We start from the raw sequence: 24310 nt of genomic DNA, 5'->3' as shown, positions 1-24310 counted from the left end.
TATCGGCTATCGGCTATCGGCTATCGCCTATCGCCTATCCCCTATCGCCACCGGTTGCACTCCTCTTCCATGATGTGGTATGATACGAACATCCATGACGCAGTGCGTCTAAACGTATGGTTGTAAATCTACAACCATCTCGCCAGGTGCAACCTGTCCGCAATGAAGAGACACGGTCAAGGAGGACTCAATGGCCTATCAGATCAAACGGGTTGGTGTGATCGGCGCCGGCACGATGGGGGCCGCAATCGCTGCACTGGTAGCCGGTACCGGCATTCCGGTACTGTTGCTCGATGTTCCACCCTCCTCACTGACTCCGAAAGAGGAGGCGAAAGGATTGACGCTGAACCACCCGCAGGTGCGTAACCGGATCGTGCAGCAGGGATTCGAGCGCATGCGCAAGGCGCACCCATCCAACCTGTACAGCGAACAAAGCGCTGAACTGATTACGCTGGGCAATACCGAAGACGATTTTCACCGGCTGGCCGAGTGTGACTGGATCGTTGAGGCGATTGTTGAACAGATTGGCCCCAAGCAGGCACTGATGGCCCGGCTCGAAGAGGTGCGAAAACCGGACGCCATTGTCACTACAAATACCTCCGGCATTCCGATCAAGGTGATCGCCGCCGGGCGCAGCGAGGCGTTCCGCCGCCATTTCTTCGGCAGCCACTTCTTCAATCCCCCCCGCTACCTCCGCCTGCTCGAAATCATCCCCGGCGACGATGCCGACCCGGCAGTGGTTGCGACTTTCCGTCAGTTTGCCGAAGAGCGACTGGGGAAGGGTGTGGTGATCTGCAAAGATCGACCCAATTTCATCGGCAACCGCATTTTTGTCTACGCCGGGCAGGTGCTGGTGAATTTCGCCCTGCAACACGGCTATAGCGTGGAAGAAGTCGATGCGTTAACCGGTCCGCTGATCGGACGGCCAAATACCGCCAGTTTCCGCTTGCTCGATCAGGTTGGAATTGACGTGATGGCCTTCGTTGCCGCAAATCTGTACGATGCCATTCCCGACGATGAAAGCCGCGAGGTCTATCGCCAAAACGATCTGACGCAGCGCCTGGTTGCTGCCGGCAAGCTCGGCAAGAAGGCGGGGCAGGGTTTCTACAAAGAGGTCAGGCGCGATGGTAAGCGCGAGTTCTGGCCACTGGATCTGCAAACGCTAGAGTATGTGCCTCCCCAGGGCACTGCCGCTGTTGATGGATTGATCACGGCAGCGCGCAAACACAAATCGCTCCCTGAACGGTTGCGCTTCATTCTCAATCAAGCCGAAACGGGCGATCGCGGCGCGAAGCTGGTGGCAGCAGCGATCTTCCCATTGATGGCATATGCCGCGCGGCGTTTGCCAGAGATTGCCGATAGCGTCGCCGATGTTGATAACGCAATGCGCTGGGGCTTTGCTCACGAGCAAGGGCCGTTCCAGCTCTGGCAGGCGATGGGCATTGCCGAGACGGCAGCGCAAATGCGCGCCTTCGGCGAAACGTTGCCGACCTGGATTGATCAGCTTATCGCGGCTGATGGCCGCTTCTACGGCGAGCTGAATGGCGCGCCAGCAGCGTTCAATGTGGCGACTGGACGCCTTGAACCGATAACACGCGATCCGCGCGCAATCGATCTGGCCGCGTTGAAGACGGCTGGCCGTGAAATTCTTGGCAACGAGAGCGCCAGCGTGATTGATCTGGGCGATGGCGTTCTTTGCTTCGAGCTGCATTCAAAGGCTAACACGATCAGCGGTCGCGTCGTCGAAATGCTGATTGCTGCCCTCGATGAGCTGGAGCGCGGCCCGTGGGTTGGCATGGTTGTCGGCAATCAAGGGCCGCGTTTTTCGGCTGGTCTCGACCTGAACGATGTCGGCGCAGCCGTGATGGCCAGCGCGTGGGATGACATTGACGAGTACGCTGCGCTGGTACAACAAACCTTCCGCCGCATGCGCGATAGCGCCAAACCCATCGTTAGCGCGCCATTCGGGCAGACGCTCGGCGGTGGGGTTGAGCTGTCAATGCACAGCGCGGCCTCGGTTGCTGCCGCCGAAACCTATATGGGCTTTGTGGAATTCGGTGTTGGTGTAATCCCGGCCTGGGGTGGCTGCACCGAGATGAACCGACGGATCATCGCCGCGGCAGCGCGGAGCGGAAACAATCCGCTCAAAGCCTTCCAGCAGGTGTTCGAGACAATTGCGCTGGCTAAGGTTGCAACCAGCGCTCACGAAGCGAAAGAGCTGGGCTTGCTGCGACCAACCGATCGCATCGTCTTCAATCCCGATTATCTGATCGGTGAAGCGAAGCGCGAAGTGTTGCGCTTAGTGGCCGATGGTTATACACCGCAGGTGAGCGCCAAACCGTGCTATGCGCTCGGTCGCGATGGGCTGGCCGCAGCGCGCATTGCCATCTATCAGATGCGTGAAGGCGGCTTTGCGACACCCTATGACGCAGTGCTGGCCGAGAAGTTGGCTTACGTCCTATGCGGCGGCGATCTGAGCAGTCCGCAATGGGTCGATGATGTCTACCTGCACAACCTCGAACGCATCACTGTGATCGAATTGCTGAAGGACGAACGCACGCAAGCGCGCGCGCGCCATATGCTTGAACACGGAAAGCCGCTGCGGAACTAGCAGTATAGCCGTCACAAGGGTACATCACCGGATTGAGCCGGGAACGGTGATGTGCCCGCATCCATCATCAGCCCGGTACCGGCTATCACTCACGATATCAAACGAAGGAGTTGTTCAATGCGTGAGGCAGTGATTGTATCAGGAGTGCGTACCGCCGTGGGGAAAGCTGGCCGTGGCGCATTGCGCACTGTGCGCCCCGACGACCTGGCCGCCATTGTGCTGAGAGCAGCGATCGAACGGGCCGGGATCGATCCGGCGCTGGTTGAAGATGTGATTATGGGTTGCGCTATGCCAGAAGGCGAGCAGGGTCTCAATGTTGCTCGCGTTGCCGCGCAACGCGCCGGCCTGCCCGATAGCGTCTGTGGCGTGACGGTTAACCGGTTCTGCGCGTCGGGCCTGCAAACGATTGCTATGGCTGCCTATCAGATTATGTCTGGACAGAACGAGATCGTTGTTGCCGGCGGCACTGAGAGCATGAGCATGGTGCCGATGAGTGGCAACAAGTTCTCGCCTAACCCCTATCTGTCTCAACACGATCCGGCAGTTTATCTGAGCATGGGCCTGACAGCCGAAAACGTTGCCCGGCGGTTTGAAGTCAGTCGCGAAGAACAGGATGCCTTTGCGCTGCGTTCGCATCAGCGCGCGCTGGCGGCGCAGGCAGCCGGTCTGTTTGACCGCAGCATCGTGCCGGTTGAGGTAGAACTGGTTGAGCCAGGGCCTGATGGTCGCCCTCAACGCTATGTGCAGATCTTCGACCGCGATGAAGGTCCCCGCGCCGACACCTCAGCCGAGGCACTGGCAAAACTGAAACCGGTCTTCGCTGTCGAAGGAACGGTAACTGCCGGCAATTCTTCGCAGATGAGCGACGGCGCTGCGGCAGTGGTCGTGATGAGCGCCGAGAAGGCGGCTGAACTAGGGTTGAAGCCACGAGCGCGGTTCGTCAGCTTCGCTGTGGGTGGAGTCGAACCAGAGGTGATGGGCATCGGGCCGGTAGTCGCTATTCCCAAAGCGCTGAAGCAGGCCGGCCTGACTCTGGCCGACATCGATCTGATCGAGTTGAATGAGGCATTCGCTGCCCAGGCCCTTGCCGTTATTCGCCAGCTTGACCTTGACGAAGAGCGCGTTAATGTCAACGGTGGCGCGATCGCGCTCGGTCACCCCCTCGGTTGCACTGGCGCCAAACTGACCGTGCAGATTCTTGATGAACTCGAGCGACGCGGCGGTCGCTACGGCATGGTAACGATGTGTATCGGCGGTGGCATGGGCGCAGCCGGGATTTTTGAGCGTTTGTAATCTTTGATAACAATCTCACCGGTCAGGGCGAACGATGGTTCGCCCTGACTTGCTGTTATTACTCTTGCTTACCTCGCCTGCGCGCCAGCAATAACTATATTCATGCTGATTGAAAGGTTGACATCCTCTTTATGAATGTCTTACTATTATAGTGTTTCACTCTCCACACGCAAAGCGAGAGCAATGATGTCACCAGAATTGATCTTCCTCGGATCGTTATGTCTCTTTGTGATAGTAGTGCTAGGTTTGATCGTGCTTTCCTTCTTCCAGGGTCTGCGCAATTTTGAAGAAGTGCTTGCCCATGGAATCGAGACTGATGCTACCGTTGAGCGCAAGTTTCGCCGCAAGAATGCTCGCTTCTATGTCCAGCTTAGTTACTACGACCTGACAGGTCGGCGACATCAGTCCACGAAAAGAGTGTTGCCGAGCGAATTTCATCAATTGCAGGAAAACGGCAGCGTAAAAATTGTGTATTCGCTCAAGAACCCACAGATTTTTTCCTTTTATGAAGACGTTGCCCGAGCGCGGGAATTGCGCAAACAGCAACCCAACTGAAGGCAAGATGATGCGCTACCGGTATCGGCGCTACCGTTTGGCAAACTGACCTGGATTCGACAGAATCATGCGCTACCGGCAAGCTGATTACTCTCGAAAAAAGCCAGCGCTTGCCGCGATCCCGATCGCCCGGCGCGGATCAACCACTCGCGGCCCACGCGGATTTAGCCGCAACCAGGCAACATCACCCACCCCTAGTTCCAGTTCACGCTCACCATCGAATGCCAGCACTGCCGGTCGCTCGCGCCGCACCTGCACTACATCACCGGGAGCCAGCACTCGATGGTCTAATACGTGTACCGTCTGCATCAACCCGGGCGCTACCGGCGCTCGCACCGGTTGACCGGTTGGGCCGAGTTGCAGGTAGAGGCCGTGTCCAGGCGGATAATGACCGGCCAGAAAGCTGGCGCCAATTGACGACAAACCGATATTGCCCGGCTCGGCCCGCGTCAACACCAGATCACTGATCCGACTGCTATCCCAGATTGCTCGGGCGGCAACAAACCGCTCATCGTAGACAGCAACATCAACCAGGGCAATATCGTCAGGTGGCGCGCCATCGGGAAGATCTGCCGCAACCCGACCGGCTTTAGAACAGTAGACATCAATCCGTGGCGCGCGTTTCACCGCCGCTTCAGCCCGACCACTTGCCACCAGACCGGCAGCCAGACCGGCTGTCGTCGCCTCGATCATGAGCGGAAAGACGTTGTTGGTTCCGGTCGAAATCGGCATGATTGGAACCTCGCCACAGCCTTTGGCGACCAGACGATTTGTGCCGTCACCACCGAGCGTTACGATGCAACCTACTCCTCGTTCGGCCAGCAGACGAGCCGCCCGCAATGAGTCGTCTGGATTGAACCACGTCGGCATATCGAGCAGACTCGCCTCAATCTGTAGCGATAGATTATCGAGCGCCTTGAGGCCGATGCCGAAACGATCGGGCATGATCCAGGCACTCTGAACGCCAACGGCTTCCAGCCCCAACAGCACTCGCTTAACGATGCTGACCTTCTCTTCGTTGTCGAACACCGACCCGTGGGCTACCAGCCGCCGGATGTCTTTACCCGACGCCGGATTCGCGATAATACCGGCAGTAATCATACCTGTGTACCGCAGGATACATCAGTCCTGCGCTGCATGCCCGGCGCAGCGTAGCAAGGCGCTCCAACCGCGACGCCACGCCACAGCTCATTTCACATTTGTATCAGGCCACCACTGGCAACACCGCGCGCATAAAGGCGACAATGCTATCGGTCACCCGAATGAAGCCAGCGCTACCGGGTAACACCCAGTTGAAGTGAGTCATCCCCGGCACAATCTCCAGCCGACACGATTGACCGGCACAGGCGGCAATCGCCTGCGCTTCCGCCAGCGGCACCAATTGATCGGCATCGCCGTGAATGAGCAGCAGCGGACGCGGCGCAATCTGATCGGCCAGCTCCTCCGGCGCATATTCGATCAAGGCTTCGGCACTTGCCAGAGGAACTGTGACTTTCATTTGCGGAAATTCAGCGCTAACCTGATCGAGAAACGCGCGCGATTCGGGATCGGGAAGCACGATCTCCAGTGGATCAACCGCAGTCGAGACACCGGTGCGCACCCGCTGATGGCGATCGTCCTCCAGGCGCCTGAGAAACTGGCTCCATTCCCAATGACGGCGCAGGCTCTGCAACCAGCGCGCGCCATTCCCCGGCGGCTCCAACGCCACCGCCGCTTTCACCCGTCTATCGAGCGCAGCAACTGTAATCGCGTGCGCGCCGCCGAGACTAATACCGATCACGGCCAGTTGGTTCGGATCAACGGCAGGCTGATCGCTCAAGAAGGTCAATGCCGCGCGCGCATCGGCTACCTGCTCCATCGGCATCAACCGGCCACGCGGCCCCTCACTATCGCCAAAACCGCGATAGTCAAAGACCAGGGCTACATAACCGGCAGCATTCAACACCTTCGCAATCTCGGGCATGACCATCGTCTTGAGATAGGTGTATCCCACTAACAAGACCACACCCGGCCTGCGTTCACCAGCCGGCAAACCGCGCGGCGTGTAGAGCAGGCCATCGAGCCGGTAGCCATCGCTGTAGAACTGCACCCGCTGAATCGGCAACGCCGGCGCAGCGCGCGCCGCAATAGCCCGCTCGACATCCTCTTTGACAATCGCGCCACCGGGACCACTACCGGTCAGCGTGCTTAGATCAATCCCGTGCTCTTGAGCCAGCTTACGCGCCGCCGGCATTGCCCGCGCGCCACCGGCAGCTTTGGCCGGCGACGGTTGCGCCGCCGGTATTGCCACTGCCGGCGCCTGCGTTTTCGTTGCCGTCGTTTCAGTCGCGCCATTCGTCGTCACATCAGCCAGCGTTTCACCGGGCGCAGTGATATACGCAATCACCTTCGTGACCGCCACCACACTCCCTTCGGGATAACAGAGCCGCGCCAGTGTCCCGCTGGCCGGCGCTTCGACGACATTGGTAATCTTCTCGGTTTCGACCTCTGCGATCGGCTCCCCTTTTTGCACTGCCTCGCCTTCTCGCTTGAGCCAGAGGTTAATCTTCCCCTCCTGCATACTCAAGCCCCACTTGGGCATGACAACCTCGGTAGGCATGGGCACTCCTGCAACAACACAACAGCCTTAACCAAGCGTTGCCCGCGCCGCGGCAACAATGCGCTCAGGCGAAGGCACATAAGCATCCTCCAGCGTTGGGCTAAACGGTACCGGCGTATGCGGCGGCGTCACCAGCTTCACCGGCGCATTGAGAAACTCGAGCGCCTGAGTGGCTGCCAGTGTTGCAATGTCGCCAGCTACACTACAGCGGGGATTATCCTCATCAACCACGACCAGCCGTCCAGTCTTGCGAATCGACTCGAGCACAGTCGTTTCATCGAGCGGAGAAAGAGTGCGCAGATCAATGACCTCAGCGCTAATCCCTTGTTGAGCCAGGTGATCCGCCGCCGTGAGCGCGTGCAGCACCATCCGCGAGATCGCGACAATCGTAACATCACCACCTTCACGCTTGACCTCAGCCTGACCGAGCGGAATCACATACTCACCTTCGGGCACTGGCCCCTTCATATCGTAGAGCAGCTTATGTTCACAAAAGATCACCGGATCATCGTCGCGAATGGCAGCAATCAACAAGCCTTTTGCATCGGCAGGCGTTGCCGGTGCCACGACCTTCAGGCCAGGAAAATGAACGAAGGTTGAATAGATTGAGTCAGAGTGTTGCGCCGCAGCGCGAAAACCGGCGCCGATCATCGTGCGAATAACCAGCGGAATTCGCGCCTTGCCGCCGAACATATAGCGCATCTTGGCCGCCTGATTGACGATCTGATCCAGGCACACACCCATAAAACCGATAAACATCAGCTCAACCACCGGTCGCAGACCGGTCGCCGCCGCGCCAACACCGGCGCCGACAAATCCCGACTCGGTGATCGGGGTATCGCGCACGCGCTGCCGACCGAATTCATGCACCAATCCCTTGGTCACACCCAACACCCCACCCCATGCGTCGAGATGGCTTTCATCTTCGCTGTGCGAAGCGCCGGTCACATCTTCACCCATCAAAATCACCGTCGGATCGCGCCGCATCTCAAGGCGCAAGGCCTCGTTAATCGCTTCACGGTAGCTCAGCGTGCGTACTGCCTCTTCAACCATTGCTGTCATACGATCACCTCATCATTGAGAGCATTGGCGAGCGCGCTGCGTCAACGCTCAACCCGGCTTTGCATTCATTCAGCAAGAGTATTGCGCCGGCAGTTCCGGCGGGCACTAAGCCCGCGCGACAACCGCCGCATCCTGGAACGGCCACAACCCCTGTGTCGGATAGCTAACATAGACATCGGTCAGGAGTTCAGCCGGATCGGGCATTGGACTATCGGCGGCGAAACGAACTGCATCTTCAATTGCGGCGCGAACACTCGCATCGATCGCATCCAGTTCGTCGGCGGTGAGCAAGCCCTGCGCTGTCACAGTCTGCCGAAACCGATGGAGACAATCAAGCGAGCGATAGTACTCCTCTTCATCGCGATTGCGATAGCGGATAGAGTCGCCCTCAAAGTGGCCATAGTAACGATAGGTCTGCGCTTCGATGAATGTCGGCCCCTCGCCGCGCCGGGCGCGGGCAATCGCCTCACCTGCCGCTTCGTAGACGGCAAAGAAATCGAGTCCATCGATGGCGATACTCGGCATGCCGAAACCTCGCGCGCGCGCGGCAATGTCCTGACCGGAGACCGAATAACGCGGTGAAGTCGTCTCGGCATAGCCATTGTTTTCGCACACAAAAACGACCGGCAACTTCCAGATCCCGGCCAGGTTCAACCCTTCAAAGGTCGTGCCTTGATTGGAAGCGCCATCACCAAAGAAACAAACGGTTACCTGATCGGTTCCCTTGATTCTGGCCGTCAGGCCGGCGCCACAGGCCAGCGGCGGACCGCCGCCAACAATGCCGTTTGCGCCCAGCATACCCTTATCGACATCGGCAATGTGCATCGAGCCACCTTTGCCCTTACAGGCGCCGGTCGCTTTGCCGTAGATCTCGGCCATCATCGCGCGCAAATCGACACCCTTGGCGATACAGTGACCATGACCGCGGTGCGTGCTGGTGATAAAATCATCATCGCGCAGATGAGCGCAAAGGCCCACGGCAACCGCCTCTTCACCGGCGTAGAGATGAACGAAACCAGGGATTTTGCCGGCGGCAAAATCGGCGTGAAGCCGGTCTTCGAACTCGCGAATGAGCCGCATCCGCTCATACGCCCAGAGGAGCTTTTCCCGACTGATTTCCATAGCGCGTTCTCCGTTCGACAATGAACGATACACCTGTCTATCTGTAGCTCAGCAACGAGCCAGGCAACAATCATCAGACTGGGACAAAACCCTGCACTGGCGGGAAGACGAGTAGAATTAACGAGAGCGGAGCGAGGTAGTGAGGGTTTATTCTTTTTGGGAATAGTTCAGATAGCTGTACTGTACTACGTCACAGTTGACTTGTCAAGGGAAAATGAGAGGGAGAGAGACGGGATAATACCACAAGCCGCCGACAACATCGACGAAGCGGTAAAAGCACTGCGCTCGAAGATCGATATTGGATCAGACAAATCCAGCGATTGCGCTCAACACACCCCAAATCCGGCGAACCATCATTGCCTCGGTGTTGCGCGTGAGGAAAACAACCAACATCTCGCGATACCGGTTCATATTTGCTGAAGATCAACGCAGATGCACTCAACATGAGCTGCAAAAGCAAAGCGCAGTCGCAAGTGACTGCGCTTCACGACTTGAAGTAGAAACGAGTTTTTAATAAAAAACCGGTCGACAATAATAGTTCAGCCAGCTATTCTTTCCGACCAAGGATGAAGCTAATCTTACCATCGATTGGAGTGCCATCTGGAAACGTTACTTTTCCATCCGGCGCCTCGCGCAACTCAATCATACGAGTGGTTGGGGTGGTATGGGTTCCCATCACTGAACTACCTTCCTGATACAATAAACTGGCTTCGCTAATGCGCACCATAACCTTCCCATCTGCCTGTCGCTCAACCTGCTCGACAACAGCGACATGTCCATAGGTTGAATGAGCGCCCAGGACTCCCGGTTCAAACACGATCACCGACTTGTCAACCGGATGTGAGTCGATCACGTAACCGGCCCTCGTGGCTGCCTCATTCCAAAGATGAGCGTTCGGCCACCAACCCATATCATCGAGATTCAACCTTCGCAAAACATAATTAGTGCAACCGGCGGTATTTTCCAGCACTCCAGGCACAGTAGTTGATCCTTCCGCAAACGGACGGAATGCCAGAACTCCAGGAAACGGCGTTCCTGACGTGGCGCCGTTATCTGCACTGGCATTTCCCAGTATCCCTGCTGTCACACTGCTGACTGCGGCCTCATTCAAAAAGCTACGCCCCACCTCTTCAAGGTTATTTGTAAACTGCTCGGTGCGGTTTGCCAGTGTCTCTAGAGCCGTGATGATCTCGTTGAGTCTGGTCTGCGCCTGTTCCCACATCGCCTCAGCCTGCTGGCGATGATTGCCCGACCACTGACTGCTCTGCAATGACTGCATTGCCTGTCGCGCTCGCTGGAGTTCAGAAGTGATAGCGTTCCCACCCTGGCGAAATGCGTTCACGACCGCCCGAAGTTGTTCAGTATCAGCGCCAATCTGTGCCATTGACACACTCCTTCCCTGCGATGGATGACAATACTTATCGCCATTCACCGATCATAATATCGCCACCTCTGACCGGGATACCACGACCACCTGCAACCGCGCGTCCAGAACGATCGTAAACGGTATACGTAGCCTCTTGCCGCGGGTTTAGTCCACAAATTTGGGCATTGCCGCTTCCATCAAAGACTCCGCGCAAACCGATCCCATCGACCTGCATAAACCACCCTGCGGTATCAATGCCTCCAATTTGCATTGTGAAACAACGGGCATCATCATCCTCATTGAGTTTTCTGACGCGCAGTCGCGGAGGTTCCCGCGTGGGTCGCGGCGTCGCCGTTGGAATAGGCGGAACATTCCGATCCGTGACGATCCAGGCCGGCACATAACCGATAGCGCCCAGCACTTGCGGGTCATCGGGATCGAGCTGATTCGAGATAACCCGGATTTGCAACCGATCACCCAAATTCTGCAAAACTTCAACTCGATCGCCATTGCTCAGCAGAACAAATCCCTTTGTGGCGCGCGCCTTGTTCTGCAATTGATCGTCAATAAAGAGATGAGCGCCAAACATTGAAACTGACATCTGATTTCAACATGCAAAACGCAACAGGGTGCAGCAGTCTTCTGCTACACCCTGTCACGCGAGGAGGAGAGGATGAAGATGTTATAGCTTACGACCGGATCACCGCCAGCACTTCATCGCGCTTTGCTTCCATTTCGGCGCGCGAGGCAATCGATTCGAGATTGAGGCGAATGAGTGGCTCGGTGTTCGATCCGCGCACATTGAAGTGCCATGTGTCGTAACTGACTGAAACGCCGTCGATCCGCTCGATCGTGCCGTCGCTGTAACGCTCGGCGATTTCGTTGAGCTTGGCGGCAACGTCGCTGACCCGCGAGTTGATTTCGCCTGAGATGAAGTAGCGCGATTCGAGCCGACTTAACAGTTCGCTCATCTTGCCCCCCCGCTTCGAGAGCATCTCGAGCAGGTAGAGCGAAGGGATGATGCCTGAGTCGGCGAACGCAAAAGCCTTGAAGTAGTAGTGGCCGGAGACTTCGCCAGCGAAGATGGCGTCTTCGTTGGCCATGCGGCGCTTGATGAAGGCATGCCCAACCCGCTCGATCAGCGGAATGCCGCCAGCCGCGCGCACTTCATCCGGCACTGCCCACGATGCGCGCACGTCGTAGAGGATTTTGGCGCCTGGCTCTCTTTCGAGCAGGTAGCGGCCCAGAATGGCCGTCAGAAAATCGCCGGAAATAAACTCGCCTCGGTCGTCAATCGCAAAGAAGCGATCGCCATCGCCGTCGAAGGCAAAACCGATGTCTGCTCCTTCGGCTTTCACCCGCTGTTGCAATTCGGCCCGGTTTTCAGGCATAAGCGGGTCGAGACCGTGATTGGGCAGTGTGCCGTCGGGATCGAGGTACATTCCGGTCAACTGTATCGGCAGGCGAGCATAGACCTCTTGCAGAATGGGTCCAACCATGCCGTTGCCGGTATCGACAATTACTTTGAGCGGCTTGATTGCCTCGACATCGATTAGCGAGAGCACCTTCTGCACAAACTGCTCTTTGAAGTCATATTCGCGCCGCTCACCGCGACGGGTTGGGGTGGGAAAAGCTTCGCTCTCAACCAGTCGGCGCAGATCCTGAATTCCCTCATCGCCGGAAAGGAGATACGGCATGCGCCGCACCATTTTGAAGCCGTTGTACTGTTTCGGATTATGCGACGCTGTTACCATCATACCGGGGAAGCCGAGCTGAGTACAGGCAAAATAGTACTGATCGGTGCTGACCATGCCAATGTCGGCGACATCGGCGCCCTGATCCATGATCCCGCGAGTTACCGCATCGAACAGGCTCGGACCTGAAGTGCGCATATCGCGACCAACAATGACCGTCTCAGCGCCGAGAAAGGTCACAAATGCGCGCCCGATTAGATAAGCGATCTCTTCATTCAGTTCGGTCGGGTAGATGCCGCGAATATCATAGGCTTTGAAAATCGACGGATTAACCTGCACGGAATGCCTCCTTGCCGTGTTTAGGCGAACGATTCCGGCTGTATCGTACCATACTGTCGCATCGCATACATCACTCTGCTGCCCCGTTTAGCAATGCAATGGCCGCGGCATACGGATCGCGTCGCCGCGATGCAATCTCGCTGATGAATGCAGCCCAGCGCGGGCCGCGCAATCGCTCGAGGATCAACTCATGCACCGCTGCAGACAGTTCGCGTTCGGCAGCAGCCAGCGCGCGGCGAGCCTGGAGATCGGTTGTGGTCAAAAATTGGCGATGCCGCTCAACCGCATCAACAATCTGATCGCAGCCTTCGCCGGTCGTGGCAATCGCAGTCAGTACGGGCGGTGACCAGCCTTCTTGCGATGTTCCACCCAGTTGCAACATCGTCCGAAGCTGGCGCACCGTCTGCTCAACACCAGGTCGGTCGGCCTTGTTCACCACAAAGACATCGGCAATCTCGAGCATGCCGGCTTTAATGCTCTGTACGTCATCACCCATACCGGGGACTTCAACCACGATGGTGGTATCGGCAGCCTGGGCAATATCAACCTCGTCCTGGCCGGCGCCGACCGTTTCAATCAGCACTAACGGAAAACCGGCAGCGGCAATCAGTGTCACTGCATCGGCAGTGGCGCGAGCAAGCCCTCCCATGCGCCCACGATTGGCCATACTGCGGATGAAGACACCGGGATCGCCGCCAAGCGCCTGCATGCGAATCCGGTCGCCCAGCACCGCGCCACCGCTGAAGGGTGATGAAGGATCGACAGCGACAATGCCTACCGGCACACCGCGTTTGCGCCATTCGAGCGCCAGCGCCGTCACCAGAGTTGACTTTCCGGCGCCGGGAGGGCCGGTGATGCCAACGCGGTGTGCCTGCGCATAGGGGTAAGCCGCTGCCAGTATCGCCCGCGCCGGCGGGCCACCCTGTTCAACCAGCGAAATCGCGCGCGCCAGCGCGCGCCGCTCGCCGTTGCGCAGGCGCGTCACCAAATCGTGTTCGCTCATACCTCAACCCCGCGCCAACTGGACATTTGAGCGGATGAATTCAACGATGGCCTGCGTTGACGAACCGGGGCCGAATACCTCGGCAATTCCGTGCTCGCGCTTAAGGATTTCGGCATCTTCATCAGAGATGATCCCACCGGCCACAACCAGCACATCGGTCATACCCTGTTCGCGCAGCAACTGCATCACTTTGGGCAACAACGTCATGTGCGCGCCAGAGAGGATCGAGAGGCCAATCACGTCAACATCTTCCTGCAATGCCGCCTCGACAATCATCTGCGGTGTTTGTTGCAGCCCGGTATAAATCACCTCCATACCGGCATCGCGCAACGCGCGCGCAATCACTTTGGCGCCGCGATCATGGCCATCGAGACCGGGTTTTGCGACCAGCACGCGAATCTTTCGCTCCATTGAGCGCTCCTTCCGCTGTGATAACGATGTTGATTCGGTTGCGTGCTTGCCAGTATAGCACAGGGTGAACGTCACAGCGCACAGCCGCCACGCTCAACCAGTGACGGCAGCAGCCACCGCGTCGCCAACCGCAGCCGTGCTGTAAGCGCGCTGGCCGGGAGCAGCAATATCGGCAGTCACAATCCCCTGATCGATTACGCTCGCCACTGCCGCCTCGACACACTCCGCTTCGGCAACCAGATCGAGCGAATGGCGCAGCAGCATGGCTACACTTAGAATCGTTGCCAATGGGTTGGCCTTGCCCTGGCCGGCAATATCGGGGGCCGAACCGTGGATCGGCTCGTACAATCCCAGGCGCCCCCCGGCCAGAGAGGCAGAAGGCAACATCCCCATCGAGCCGGCCAGCATTGCCGCTTCGTCGGTCAGAATATCGCCGAACATATTCTCGGTGACGATCACGTCAAAATCGGTTGGGCGGCGGAGGAGATGCATGGCACAGGCATCAACCAGCATCGTCTCGAACTGTATGTCGGGAAACTCATCGCGAATGAGTCGGGTGGTAACACTGCGCCACAACCGACTGGTTTCCAGCACATTTGCTTTGTCAACCAGCGTGAGCTTACCGCGGCGACGGCGGGCAAGATGAGCAGCCACCCGCGCCACCCGCGCAATCTCCTCTTCGGTATAGATGCAAAGATCGCTGGCCCATTCGCCGTCAGGACCGCGCTCGCGCCGCTTCTCGCCAAAGTAGATGCCACCGGTCAGTTCGCGGACAACGATCAGATCAACTCCTTGCAACCGCTCAGGGCGCAGCGGCGAGGCATCGATCAGGCGCGGATGTACCTGCACCGGTCGCAGATTGGCAAACAGACCGAGCGCTTTGCGAATGCCGAGCAGACCCTGTTCGGGACGCACCTTTGCCTGCGGATCATCCCACTTCGGCCCGCCGACCGCGCCGAGTAAGACGGCATCAGATTCGCGACACAGTGTCACCGTTGCTTCGGGTAGTGGCTCACCGGTTGCATCGATTGCGCAGCCGCCGATCAAAGCCTCGCGTAGCGTGAACGTGTGGACGAAACGCGCGGCCACTGCCTGTAACACCTTCACGCCTTCGGCCACCACTTCCGGACCAATGCCATCACCGGGTAAGAGAGTAATAACAGCTTTCACAGTAGACCTCGCCACAGGTTAAGAATTTAAGAATGGTTACAGAGTGGTAAGCGCACTTCAGTATGATACTACTAGCTCTACTAATATCGAACGGCAGGCGCCAGGATTAAGGAAACAGAGTATGGCGACTCGGCGAGTCGAATCGTTTCTTGTCCGGATCGTTGTATCCGACGATGAAAAGAACACAACTAAACAGTGGCATGGGCGGATCCAACACATCGGTACCGGCCTCGAATGCCGGATTGACCAGCTTGATGAGCTGCTTTCTTTTATCAGCAACCATCTACGCCAGAACACTGCCGCGTCCGATACTACCAGCTCACCAGGCCCTACCGGTTGAGATCACGACGCGCGTTTACCACGCACCTGTTCAAACAGCGCTACTGTCTCGAGTAGCGGTTCGACACCCAACTCTTCACGCAGGGCAGTTACACAGCGCTGATAGAGGCGAATTGCCGTGCTCCGCTCACCAATCGCGCCATAAGCGCGCATCAACAACTGGTATGCCTCTTCCTGGGCCTTGTCATATTCCAGCACGCGCCAGCCCAACGCGATTGCTTCGTGATAGCGCCCCTCATCAAACAAGATCTGACCCAGGCTCAGCGCCGCATCGTTAAACAGCACCCCCAATCGCTCTCGTTCGACAACCGACCAGTCTTCGTACAGGCTATCGGGCAGAAACTGGCCGCTGTAGAGTGTTACCGCTTCTTGAAATGCTTCGCGGGCCTCGATGCGTCGATTCCGTTGCAATTCCCGGCGGCCTCGCTCAACGGCATTCACGAACGTAGCCACATCATACGAATGATCGCTCTCGATATTGAAACCATACGTGTCACCTTGCTGCAAGATATAGTAGGTTGGCGCACCCTCCGGTCGATCCGGTTCCAGCGCCTTGATGAGGCGGCTAATCGTCACGCGCAGATTGTTGGACGCCGACTCGCTATCGAGGCCCGGCCAGAGCATATCCATGATCTGCTCGCGAGGCAACATTCGACCTCGTTCGATTAGCAACAACTGCAAGAGATGGCGGGCTTTAACGCTGCGCCAGTCGCGATCGCGCACCTCTTGATCGCCGCGCATTACCTGAAAACTACCGAGCGCGCGGATGATCAGCCGGTAGGGTGGGCGATAGACCAGCCGCTCGAGCGCCTCGGTTGCTGCCTGCCGCACCTGTGGTGAACGATCTTTGAGCAGCGAACGCAGCGTGCCATACGCATTGAGCAGACTTAAATCACCGATTAAGCCGATGCTGCGCGCGCGAACCGCCGTCGGCAATGTTTCTTCAAGGAGCGGAACCAGGATCGTGATCAGCGTGTCGGCATCGAGTCGGCGGAGGGCGGTGATCATGGCCCGGCTCGACAGGCCAAGCCGCAATGCGGTTTTAATGGCCCAGAGCATCGCCGAACGCGGCAAGAACGGCAATGATTCGACGCCGGCCCGATCACAAATCGCGCACGCCATCCGCAGATCGGTTTCGATCGATGGCGCATCGGGTTGGCGCTGAGAAACCAGATATGCCCTATAGATGTGAATGAGTGCGCGGAACAACCCTTCACTGCGCCGGTCAGTGGTGTCAAGCAATTGCTGTGTCATGGCAAGCGCGCGCTCGCGCTCACCACCTTCGCCGAGAGCAATTAACAACAGGCTCTGCACCCAGGGATCCTGAGCGAGGAGGAGATGATAATCGCGGTCTAAGGCCTGCTGATGGTTGACATCAGTCGGGTTATACAACGTCTGCCAGAACGTCATTGCCCGCCCTGCGGCAGCGGAAAACTGTCGATCACGTAACAGGGCATAGACTTCAACGGCGCGCGCGCGCCAACCCAATAACCGATCATCGAGATCGGCAACTATCTGCCGCGCTCGTTGCAGATAAGTAGCTGCTTCTTCTAACCGGTCATGCTCAATCAACAGAAGCGACAGAATTAACGCAGCATGGCCGGTCAAAACACTGCCAGGAGCGTAGTCGTTCAGGCGATAGTAGCATTCCTGAGCCTGATCCAATGCCGTCTCGCTCTGACCTTGCTGATAGAGAGCCATCACCTGCAACAACAGCAACGACTGGCGCAGCATGTCATTGCGGTCGATCCGGGGCAATTCCAGCGCCACCTGAATGGCTGCCATCGCCTCTGCCGGATAGCCCTGCCGGGTATAGATTGAGGCTCGCAACACCGCCAGCAGCCACTGCCATAGCACACTTAACGGATGGCGATCGGCCCAGCGCGCGACTCGCAGCGCGGCCTGGAAGTGGCCACGACTGTAGAACAGGGCCATCAAACCGACCAGCGCCGCTCCACGCGACCAGGCATCATTCACCCGTGTCGCCGCTGCAATCACCTGCCGACACACCTCGGCGAATCGGTCTGGCGTATCAGCCCAGAAAAGCAGTACCGCCATATCGCGCAAAGCGCGCAACTCCTGGGCCGACGCTCCGGCTAGCCGGTACTGTTCGACAGCCTGACCAATCAACTGCAACGCCCGTTCGCGATCGGTATTGAAGAGGCTCCAGCCCTGCATGTGCAGAAGATCGGGATCGCGTTCACGCACCTCCGGCGGCAATCGTTCAATCCAGTTGCGCAGGCTCTCGCGCTGCGGCGAATCGATTAATGGCCATGCATATTCACGCAGCACACGGGCGATGATCGTCGGATTGCCTGTTTCAGCCAGATGGCGCAACGCGGCTTCAATCTGATCGTGGCGGGCGAGTGCCATGCCAAACCGCTCGTGAAGGTCACGCACAAAGACGCGATCGAATCGACTGAGCGCTCGATCCGCCAGGAGTCGCTGCCAGAGCGGATGAAAGCGAAACACCCGTTCACTGTTCCCGCTAGCGGTATCGATTGTAAGCGGCAGGCCAAGCATGATAGCCTGTTCGATCAATTGAGCGCTGTCATTTACACCCAGAGCTTCGTCAAGGAGAGCCGGGTTGACCTGTCCCAGCAGGGCAGCGCAGATCAAGCGATCAACCAGCGGTTGCGGCAACGCAGACAACACCTCTGAGGCAAGGTATTCAAATAGATCGTGCTGATTGGCTGCCAGGCCTTGCAGATAGGCGCGGCGCTGCTCAGGCGATTGACGCGCTAGCGCGCGCGCGGCCAGTTGCGCGCTCAACATCCAGCCACCAGTACGTTCAAGGAGCAGATCAATATCTTCCTCGCACAACGTCACTCCGCCCCGTTTCAGCAGCTCGACTACTTCATGGCGTTGCAGTAAGAGATCGTGCGGACTGATCTCTAACAGCAAACCTTCTGCACGCAATCGCGGCAATGGCGCAAAGGTGAGCGGACGCCGCGAAGCCATGATGACATGCAGATGCGGAGGCGCCGCGCGCAGCACATATCCAAGCAGATCTGTCGTAATCGGCCCGTCGCTCACCAGATGCACATCGTCAAGGAACAGCACAGTCAACGAGTGCAGCTCACGCTGAACGTCACTCAACAAGGCGCCGGCTACCAGCGGCCAGTCACGCTTGAGATCGGCCAGACTTTGTAGCATACGCAAAGCCTGCTCGCCGATGCCGGGTAGGGCGCGCTGAAAGGCGCCGATGAGATAAGCCAGCAAAAGGGCAGGCTCCTGATCACTGGCTTCAAAACCCAACCAGGCTACCTGCGCCCCGGTGCGAACGAGCTGTTCAGCCCATTGCGCCAGCAAGGTCGTTTTACCATAACCGGCTGGAGCAATAACCAGGGTCACCGGCAGGAGTCGAGCTTCGGCCAGCAAAGCCTGGAGATCGTGACGTAACATCTCGTCAGCCCGCACTGCCGGCGGCGTAATTTTGAGCGGTAACAACGAGGTGCGTACCGCAACCGGTGGCGCATGTTCGGCCAACTCGGTCATGGGCTGCTCCTTAAGCTACCAGGAAGCGTTGTGAAACATGATACTCTACGAACGGCCACGTTGGCTTAACAGGATGTGTTTAGCAATGTATGATACAGATGTATACTACATCACTGTCTGTATTGTAGCAAGATTCATGATGATGCGCACGATACTTCCTGGTTTACCAATACCCCATCCTGCCCTGATCTTCACGCGCGCCGAACGCGATCAGGCGGTTATTTTTGAGCCAGCCTGCGCGCCGCTGCTGCGTCCCCTGATCGATACGGCAACGCTACAATCATGGCATACGCCAATCGGCGATCGCTGGCTGCTGGCTTTACCGCCCGGCTACAGTCAGCGCTATGCGATCACCGGCATCGCCGATTTGATCACACGCCATCCCGGTCTTGGACATCGCCTGCGAGCTTACACTAGTGAATTGGCTTCAATGTGGTGGGAACTGCCACCAGAAGCCACTGCCGCTGTTACTGCGCCCACTCCACGGGTGTTGATTGGCGTCGGTGAACGTCCACCTATTGCGTGGGATACCGGTCAAACAGTCGCCGTGACACCGATCCGTATCATTGCGCCAGCCGATCATCTGACTCTGGCCCTGCTATCGGCTAGCGCCGGACGCAAACGACTCAAACAGGAAACCGGCGTGATTGCGCTCCCCACACCACCCACTGCGACGGCTGGGAGACTGGCCGAACTGGCCGCCCAGGCCGTTGCCATGACACATGAACAGCAGACAGTGAGTCGCGAGTTTGCCCGTCGTTTGTTGGCCGATTTCGGCCCACCCGGGAGTACACTTAGCCCTGCGCTCCAACGCTGGTGGGAACTCGAATTTCGCGAGCTATTGGCCGAAGTAACCTCCGCTCTGCAAAACCCCATTCCCGAACCATTTCAGCCATTTTGGGCAGCGCGTCATGCCGAAGGTCGCGCCCGCTACTACGCGCTGGCAGGCGAAATCGCCGCTATCGAAGCGGCTATTGATGAACTGGCCAATCCTGTATGGCAAACCAGGGAACAATGAACACCGGATACTATCCCATTCCAGCCGCCCCGGCCCGCGCGACCATTGTTGTTCGTGGTTCACGCTTTATCGCGCAAGCCATCCCCACACCGACTATTGCCGCTGCGCGGGCAGCCATTGCCGCTGCCCGCGCCGAAATGCCCGATGCAACCCACCACTGCTATGCTTATCTCATCGGCTACGGCGCCAGCACTGTTGCCGGGATGAGTGATGACGGTGAACCAGCCGGCACTGCTGGCCGTCCAATAATGGCGGTGTTACGCGGGACCGGTCTCGGTGATATAACCATTATCGTGACTCGCTATTTTGGGGGAACGTTGCTAGGCGTGGGTGGACTGGTGCGCGCTTACAGTGACGCCGCGCGCGCAGTGCTTGCCACGACACCTCGCGCGAAACGGATGATCTATCAACGGATGACGTTACGACTCACATACGCCGATTACGCAATTGTTCGTCATTTGCTCGAGATAGAGACAGCCGAGATACTCGCTGAAGACTTTGCCGACACTATCGCGATCACCGTCGATGTGCCTGCTGATCGAGCTGCCGATCTCAACCAGCGCATCAGCGATCGCAGCGCCGGGCGCGTTCAGATTGAGCTGATAACGAATATGGTATAATTGAAACGATGTACGCATTGCATCCTGCAACCGTTCATATTCCAATTGGGCTGCTGCTGGCCAGTAGTCTGTTTACATTTATTGCGCTACGCACCGGCCGCATGCAGTGGGAGCAAAGTTCCTTCCACTGTCTCATCGTTGGTTTGATAGGAGCGCTGCTGGCAATACTCAGTGGCCTGCTCGATGCCGGACGGGAGCTAACCGGTCGTGCCATCGATGATCCGGTTATTCTGTGGATCAATGGGCATGCTGCTGCCAGTCTGGCTGCCACCGCCTGCTATGGTCGAGTCTGGTTGCTGCGCCGGCGGCAACCGGCGATCCTGAACGACCCCACCCAACGCAGTGCGTATCTGGGATGGCATCTGGCCGGTGTTATCTTGCTGGTGCTTGGAGGCTGGTTGGGTGGCCGACTGGTCTTTGGTTTCGATCTTGGCCGTTAGTGAGGACGCAATGTTCGCCTACGTCGTTTATGGAATCCTCTATATCACTATCAATTTCTTCCGCCTGATTGGCTGGTGGCGCTGGACTATCGAAGGTATCGAACGGCTACCGCCGCGCGACCAGGGTGGCATGATTCTGGTGATGAACCATATCAATTGGGTTGACATTCCAGCAGTCGGCGCATTGCTACCATTTCGCTATCGTCTCTCGTGGTTGGCCAAGATTGAAATTTTCGCTCATCCCGTGGCCGGCTGGTTTTTCCGCAACATGGACGTGATCCCGATTCGGCGCGGCAAACGCGATTTAGCGGCCCTCGACGCCGCTGCCGAGGCGTTGCGCAAAGGCGCAGTGCTTCTAATCTTCCCGGAAGGTCATCGCAGTCGGAATGGGATCCTGCAACCAGGACGCGGCGGCGCCATCCGACTGGCGATGCAGGCTGGCGTGCCGATCGTGCCGATGGCGATTACCGGCACCGAGCACGGCTTTCGCGGCACGCTGCGCCGCGAGCCAGTGCATATTACTATTGGCACACCATACCGCATCGATCCACTGCCCGATAACAAGATTCCTGCTGATGTGATGGAACGCCTGACCACCGAAATGATGGTCAAAATTGCCTCTATGTTGCCTCCGGCTCAGCGCGGTCCTTATGCCGGACTTGTGGAAGCAGCCACAACAGCGCAAATCGGGTAACAAATCGGTAAAAGGCGAGAGAAACCGGGAAACTATCTGGCCGAAACCCCGGTCACGATCGACAATGCATAGCGCGAACCCGCGCCTGAAGGCGCGGGTTCATGCTGTCAGTCGCCATATCACGCATGTGCGCGCAGATACCACACTGCTGGTATGCCACAGGCTCATTGAACACCGCCTCTTGCCAGTTCTGACTCACTCGTTTCGTCACTCACTCTGCGTCGGTTCAAGAAACGTTGTTCCATCGGGCGTAACAACAGCGCACCATCCGCTTTGATTGCCGATCTCTACCCGCCACCACGTGTAGCCATCGGCAATGACCGGCCCTTCGCGCAAGACAACTTCTCGTCCAGCCGGGATGCGAGCAATGACCCGCGCCGTCAAACCGGGCGAGGCGCGTAGCCGCAGTGGCGCATTGCCGACATTCGTGACGACGGCGCGGCCACCAACCTGGAGTGTGGATCGAGCTGGCGTTGGCGATGGAGAGGGTGTCGGGACAGATGTGCTGGTAGGCGGCAACGGCGTGGCAGAAGGTAATTCAACCGTCGGCGCAATGGTGGCAACCGGTTGCGCAACGACTGCAGGCCGACGCAGCCCGATCAACCAGATCATTGCCACCACACCACTTAAACCGATCACGATCAGTGTCACGATGAGAAGCCGTGGCAGACGAGGTTGACGACGGCGCCGCACCGAGTCATACCCTTGTCGATAGTAGTAATAGTGCTGGTAATAGAAAGGGTTGAATTCACCCCGCTCGGCATCAGCGGCGCCACGCTCATACATCTCGCTCGTAGTAGGCATAGGCGAAGCAGGTAAACCGGTTACCTGGTCAGTACCAGATCTTCGCGCCCCATCTCACGCAGCATGGCCGGATACATCGTATACACCGGCTCAACCGCCGGCAAGAGCTTGAGGATCTTGGGAATTGGCCCTTTCGCGATAATCTGTCGGCGCGCCAGCGCTGTCATCAAGTTGATTTTACCATGCCAGAACTGATGGGCAATATCGGCCTTCATACTCATTTCAACATCGGGCTTGAGGTTGACGTCACCCCAAAAGACATCACAATACGCGCCGGGTTGAGTTGGAGGATGAGCAGCGTCAATTGTGACTACGCCGTGTGGTTCTTCATAACGAAACTGAATCACAATCCGTCCTTCGCAGATTCGCGGCGCAATCTGCGCATCACACTTAACCCGATCATACAGCGTGCCCAAAATCTGACGCAGCTCTTCCTCATCTTTGAAGAATGGCATAGTTGCTTCTCCTAAGCCGTCTGCCCAATTACGGCAATATATCGTTGGCAGGTTCCGTGTGGATGATTATACGCGGTTCATCCCCAGAACGCAAGACGGGATAACGCACTGCGTTAATTTTTCCATTTATTGTGCCGGCTCGATCACAAACACGGCTTACTCACCCAGCATAATCTCGCTGGTGTGGATACCGGCCAACCATGCGGCACCCTTCATCGGTCGCCGGCTGGCCGGTTGCACGTCAATCAATTCTAGCAGATCACTGCCGGTTTGCACTAAAGGATTGCCCTGCGAACTGCGTCCAACCACAACGCCCATCTCGCCTGAGGCGTTTGCCGGCGCCACCGCAGCCGTAATGATCCGCAACGGTTGCCCCCGCCAGAATGTGTAGGCGCCCGGCCATGGATCATACGCGCGCGTCATGCGTTCAATCACAACTGCCGGCAGCGACCAATCGATTCGACCATCTTCTTTTTTCAACATCTTGGTGAACGTAGCCTGGCTATGATCTTGTGGGCGTGGTTCGATTTCACCGCGCGCATAACGGGGCAGGGTTTGCACCAGTAGATCGGCGCCAAGACGGAAGAGGGAATCGGTTAATGGGCCGGTCCGCGCGGTTGGTGGCAGATCAACCACGGCTTGCGCCAGGATCGGGCCACTATCCATACCGACATCGAGCAACATGATCGTTACCCCAGTCACCGTCTCGCCGGCCAGAATCGCGCCGGCTACGGGCGTTGGCCCGCGGTAGAGCGGTAACAATGAGGGGTGAATGTTGAGATAGCCTAACGGTGGTATAGCCAGCACTGCCCGCCGCAAAATCTCGCCATAGGCGGCCACCACTCCCACCTCTGGCTGCAACGCTGTCAACTGTGCGACCACCGCCGGATCACGCAGCGTTTCTGGTTGCAACACCGGCAAACCATGAGCGCAAGCAGCCTCTTTAACCGGTGGCGGCGTCAGCCGCCGATCGCGACCGGCTGGCCGATCCGGCTGCGTCACAACACCCACAATTTCATGACCGGCAGCCACCAGCGCTTCAAGCGCATGCACAGCAAACGATGGACTGCCAAGAAACAAAATTCGCATGCCAGCACTCCTTATTTGTAGCTCGCCGCTGACACGGCAAGCAACAGTGTATAACGTCAGTTACGGATAAGAATGAAGCTGCCTTCGACTATGCTTTAGATACCACACAAGGCAAACGAAGGAGGCTT

22 protein-coding genes are annotated in these 24310 nt (G+C 57.7%); 8 read left to right on the top strand and 14 right to left on the bottom strand.

Features of this window, described 5'->3' with window-relative positions:
* Positions 1–190: 190 nt before the first annotated feature.
* The 3 genes from Q0650_RS08840 (at position 191) to Q0650_RS08830 (ending at position 4459) form a co-directional block, all read left to right on the top strand.
* Entirely contained in the window at positions 191–2611 is a 2421-nt protein-coding gene (locus tag Q0650_RS08840) for a 3-hydroxyacyl-CoA dehydrogenase/enoyl-CoA hydratase family protein (RefSeq protein ID WP_298818037.1), read from the top strand.
* 117 nt (positions 2612–2728) lie between these two features.
* Positions 2729–3904 (top strand): thiolase family protein, encoded by a 1176-nt coding sequence (locus tag Q0650_RS08835; protein ID WP_298818035.1) that lies wholly within the window; start codon positions 2729–2731, stop codon positions 3902–3904.
* 183 nt (positions 3905–4087) lie between these two features.
* Entirely contained in the window at positions 4088–4459 is a 372-nt protein-coding gene (locus Q0650_RS08830; RefSeq protein WP_298818033.1) for a hypothetical protein, read from the top strand.
* An 87-nt stretch (positions 4460–4546) separates the two neighbouring features.
* Here the strand turns inward: Q0650_RS08830 and Q0650_RS08825 are convergent, their stop codons facing one another.
* The 10 genes from Q0650_RS08825 to leuB form a co-directional block, all read right to left on the bottom strand.
* Positions 4547–5560: an ATP-NAD kinase family protein gene (locus tag Q0650_RS08825; RefSeq protein ID WP_298818030.1), complete on the bottom strand. Its 1014-nt coding sequence runs from the start codon at positions 5558–5560 to the stop codon at positions 4547–4549.
* Positions 5561–5663: 103 nt separating this feature from the next.
* Positions 5664–7058: an alpha/beta fold hydrolase gene (locus Q0650_RS08820; RefSeq protein WP_298818027.1), complete on the bottom strand. Its 1395-nt coding sequence runs from the start codon at positions 7056–7058 to the stop codon at positions 5664–5666.
* Positions 7059–7085: 27 nt separating this feature from the next.
* Positions 7086–8120, bottom strand: coding sequence for an alpha-ketoacid dehydrogenase subunit beta (locus tag Q0650_RS08815; protein WP_298818025.1), 1035 nt, complete (start codon positions 8118–8120; stop codon positions 7086–7088).
* A gap of 105 nt (positions 8121–8225) precedes the next feature.
* On the bottom strand, positions 8226–9242 hold the full coding sequence (locus Q0650_RS08810) for a thiamine pyrophosphate-dependent dehydrogenase E1 component subunit alpha (RefSeq protein WP_298818023.1): 1017 nt from the start codon (positions 9240–9242) through the stop codon (positions 8226–8228).
* A 547-nt stretch (positions 9243–9789) separates the two neighbouring features.
* Entirely contained in the window at positions 9790–10626 is an 837-nt protein-coding gene (locus Q0650_RS08805) for a WXG100 family type VII secretion target (protein ID WP_298818021.1), read from the bottom strand.
* Between the two features lie 34 nt (positions 10627–10660).
* A complete protein-coding gene (locus Q0650_RS08800; protein ID WP_298818019.1) occupies positions 10661–11209 on the bottom strand; it encodes a hypothetical protein in 549 nt (182 codons plus the stop codon).
* 88 nt (positions 11210–11297) lie between these two features.
* Positions 11298–12641 carry a phosphomannomutase/phosphoglucomutase gene (locus Q0650_RS08795; RefSeq protein ID WP_298818017.1) on the bottom strand — a complete coding sequence of 448 codons (1344 nt, stop codon included), beginning with the start codon at positions 12639–12641 and terminating at the stop codon, positions 11298–11300.
* A gap of 70 nt (positions 12642–12711) precedes the next feature.
* Positions 12712–13644, bottom strand: coding sequence for a methylmalonyl Co-A mutase-associated GTPase MeaB (gene meaB, locus Q0650_RS08790; RefSeq protein WP_298818015.1), 933 nt, complete (start codon positions 13642–13644; stop codon positions 12712–12714).
* 3 nt (positions 13645–13647) lie between these two features.
* The gene (locus Q0650_RS08785) at positions 13648–14055 is read right to left on the bottom strand and encodes a cobalamin B12-binding domain-containing protein (protein ID WP_298818013.1); all 408 of its coding nucleotides are present in this window, start codon (positions 14053–14055) and stop codon (positions 13648–13650) included.
* 93 nt (positions 14056–14148) lie between these two features.
* The gene (leuB, locus tag Q0650_RS08780) at positions 14149–15225 is read right to left on the bottom strand and encodes a 3-isopropylmalate dehydrogenase (protein ID WP_298818011.1); all 1077 of its coding nucleotides are present in this window, start codon (positions 15223–15225) and stop codon (positions 14149–14151) included.
* A 121-nt stretch (positions 15226–15346) separates the two neighbouring features.
* On the opposite strand from leuB, the gene Q0650_RS08775 reads away from it, so the two are divergent.
* Positions 15347–15565, top strand: coding sequence for a hypothetical protein (locus Q0650_RS08775; RefSeq protein WP_298818009.1), 219 nt, complete (start codon positions 15347–15349; stop codon positions 15563–15565).
* A 2-nt stretch (positions 15566–15567) separates the two neighbouring features.
* Here Q0650_RS08775 and Q0650_RS08770 read toward each other — a convergent pair whose 3' ends face one another.
* Positions 15568–19062, bottom strand: coding sequence for a BTAD domain-containing putative transcriptional regulator (locus Q0650_RS08770; RefSeq protein WP_298818007.1), 3495 nt, complete (start codon positions 19060–19062; stop codon positions 15568–15570).
* 136 nt (positions 19063–19198) lie between these two features.
* Between Q0650_RS08770 and Q0650_RS08765 the strand changes: the two genes are divergently transcribed.
* Genes Q0650_RS08765 through Q0650_RS08750 form a run of 4 tightly spaced genes read left to right on the top strand, consistent with a single transcriptional unit; the run spans position 19199 to position 21834 of the window.
* Complete coding sequence (locus Q0650_RS08765; protein ID WP_298818005.1) at positions 19199–20080, top strand: hypothetical protein; 882 nt, start codon at positions 19199–19201, stop codon at positions 20078–20080.
* Positions 20077–20700 carry a YigZ family protein gene (locus tag Q0650_RS08760; protein WP_298818003.1) on the top strand — a complete coding sequence of 208 codons (624 nt, stop codon included), beginning with the start codon at positions 20077–20079 and terminating at the stop codon, positions 20698–20700. Before Q0650_RS08765 ends, Q0650_RS08760 begins: the two co-directional genes overlap by 4 nt.
* Positions 20701–20708: 8 nt before the next feature.
* Complete coding sequence (locus Q0650_RS08755; RefSeq protein WP_298818001.1) at positions 20709–21140, top strand: DUF2231 domain-containing protein; 432 nt, start codon at positions 20709–20711, stop codon at positions 21138–21140.
* Between the two features lie 10 nt (positions 21141–21150).
* Positions 21151–21834, top strand: coding sequence for a 1-acyl-sn-glycerol-3-phosphate acyltransferase (locus tag Q0650_RS08750; protein WP_298817999.1), 684 nt, complete (start codon positions 21151–21153; stop codon positions 21832–21834).
* Between the two features lie 207 nt (positions 21835–22041).
* On the opposite strand, the gene Q0650_RS08745 is transcribed toward Q0650_RS08750, so the two are convergent.
* From Q0650_RS08745 to fmt, 3 genes are all read right to left on the bottom strand, one after another.
* Entirely contained in the window at positions 22042–22638 is a 597-nt protein-coding gene (locus Q0650_RS08745) for an SH3 domain-containing protein (RefSeq protein WP_298817996.1), read from the bottom strand.
* Positions 22639–22658: 20 nt separating this feature from the next.
* On the bottom strand, positions 22659–23093 hold the full coding sequence (locus Q0650_RS08740; protein ID WP_298817994.1) for a hypothetical protein: 435 nt from the start codon (positions 23091–23093) through the stop codon (positions 22659–22661).
* 156 nt (positions 23094–23249) lie between these two features.
* Complete coding sequence (gene fmt / locus Q0650_RS08735) at positions 23250–24182, bottom strand: methionyl-tRNA formyltransferase (protein ID WP_298817992.1); 933 nt, start codon at positions 24180–24182, stop codon at positions 23250–23252.
* Positions 24183–24310 lie beyond the last annotated feature (128 nt).

It is taken from the genome of uncultured Chloroflexus sp. (assembly GCF_937129525.1).
Taxonomy (GTDB): domain Bacteria; phylum Chloroflexota; class Chloroflexia; order Chloroflexales; family Chloroflexaceae; genus Chloroflexus.
This window is presented reverse-complemented; position numbering and strand designations above follow the sequence as displayed.

Bases quoted from the DNA above. Each gene is read 5' to 3' on its own strand.
- Q0650_RS08840 (WP_298818037.1), top strand. From the start codon at position 191: ATGGCCTATCAGATCAAACGGGTTGGTGTGATCGGCGCCGGCACGATG.
- Q0650_RS08835 (WP_298818035.1), top strand. From the start codon at position 2,729: ATGCGTGAGGCAGTGATTGTATCAGGAGTGCGTACCGCCGTGGGGAAA.
- Q0650_RS08830 (WP_298818033.1), top strand. From the start codon at position 4,088: ATGATGTCACCAGAATTGATCTTCCTCGGATCGTTATGTCTCTTTGTG.
- Q0650_RS08825 (WP_298818030.1), bottom strand. From the start codon at position 5,560: ATGATTACTGCCGGTATTATCGCGAATCCGGCGTCGGGTAAAGACATC.
- Q0650_RS08820 (WP_298818027.1), bottom strand. From the start codon at position 7,058: ATGCCTACCGAGGTTGTCATGCCCAAGTGGGGCTTGAGTATGCAGGAG.
- Q0650_RS08815 (WP_298818025.1), bottom strand. From the start codon at position 8,120: ATGACAGCAATGGTTGAAGAGGCAGTACGCACGCTGAGCTACCGTGAA.
- Q0650_RS08810 (WP_298818023.1), bottom strand. From the start codon at position 9,242: ATGGAAATCAGTCGGGAAAAGCTCCTCTGGGCGTATGAGCGGATGCGG.
- Q0650_RS08805 (WP_298818021.1), bottom strand. From the start codon at position 10,626: ATGGCACAGATTGGCGCTGATACTGAACAACTTCGGGCGGTCGTGAAC.
- Q0650_RS08800 (WP_298818019.1), bottom strand. From the start codon at position 11,209: ATGTCAGTTTCAATGTTTGGCGCTCATCTCTTTATTGACGATCAATTG.
- meaB (WP_298818015.1), bottom strand. From the start codon at position 13,644: ATGAGCGAACACGATTTGGTGACGCGCCTGCGCAACGGCGAGCGGCGC.
- Q0650_RS08785 (WP_298818013.1), bottom strand. From the start codon at position 14,055: ATGGAGCGAAAGATTCGCGTGCTGGTCGCAAAACCCGGTCTCGATGGC.
- Q0650_RS08775 (WP_298818009.1), top strand. From the start codon at position 15,347: ATGGCGACTCGGCGAGTCGAATCGTTTCTTGTCCGGATCGTTGTATCC.
- Q0650_RS08770 (WP_298818007.1), bottom strand. From the start codon at position 19,062: ATGACCGAGTTGGCCGAACATGCGCCACCGGTTGCGGTACGCACCTCG.
- Q0650_RS08765 (WP_298818005.1), top strand. From the start codon at position 19,199: ATGATGATGCGCACGATACTTCCTGGTTTACCAATACCCCATCCTGCC.
- Q0650_RS08760 (WP_298818003.1), top strand. From the start codon at position 20,077: ATGAACACCGGATACTATCCCATTCCAGCCGCCCCGGCCCGCGCGACC.
- Q0650_RS08755 (WP_298818001.1), top strand. From the start codon at position 20,709: ATGTACGCATTGCATCCTGCAACCGTTCATATTCCAATTGGGCTGCTG.
- Q0650_RS08750 (WP_298817999.1), top strand. From the start codon at position 21,151: ATGTTCGCCTACGTCGTTTATGGAATCCTCTATATCACTATCAATTTC.
- Q0650_RS08745 (WP_298817996.1), bottom strand. From the start codon at position 22,638: ATGCCTACTACGAGCGAGATGTATGAGCGTGGCGCCGCTGATGCCGAG.
- Q0650_RS08740 (WP_298817994.1), bottom strand. From the start codon at position 23,093: ATGCCATTCTTCAAAGATGAGGAAGAGCTGCGTCAGATTTTGGGCACG.
- fmt (WP_298817992.1), bottom strand. From the start codon at position 24,182: ATGCGAATTTTGTTTCTTGGCAGTCCATCGTTTGCTGTGCATGCGCTT.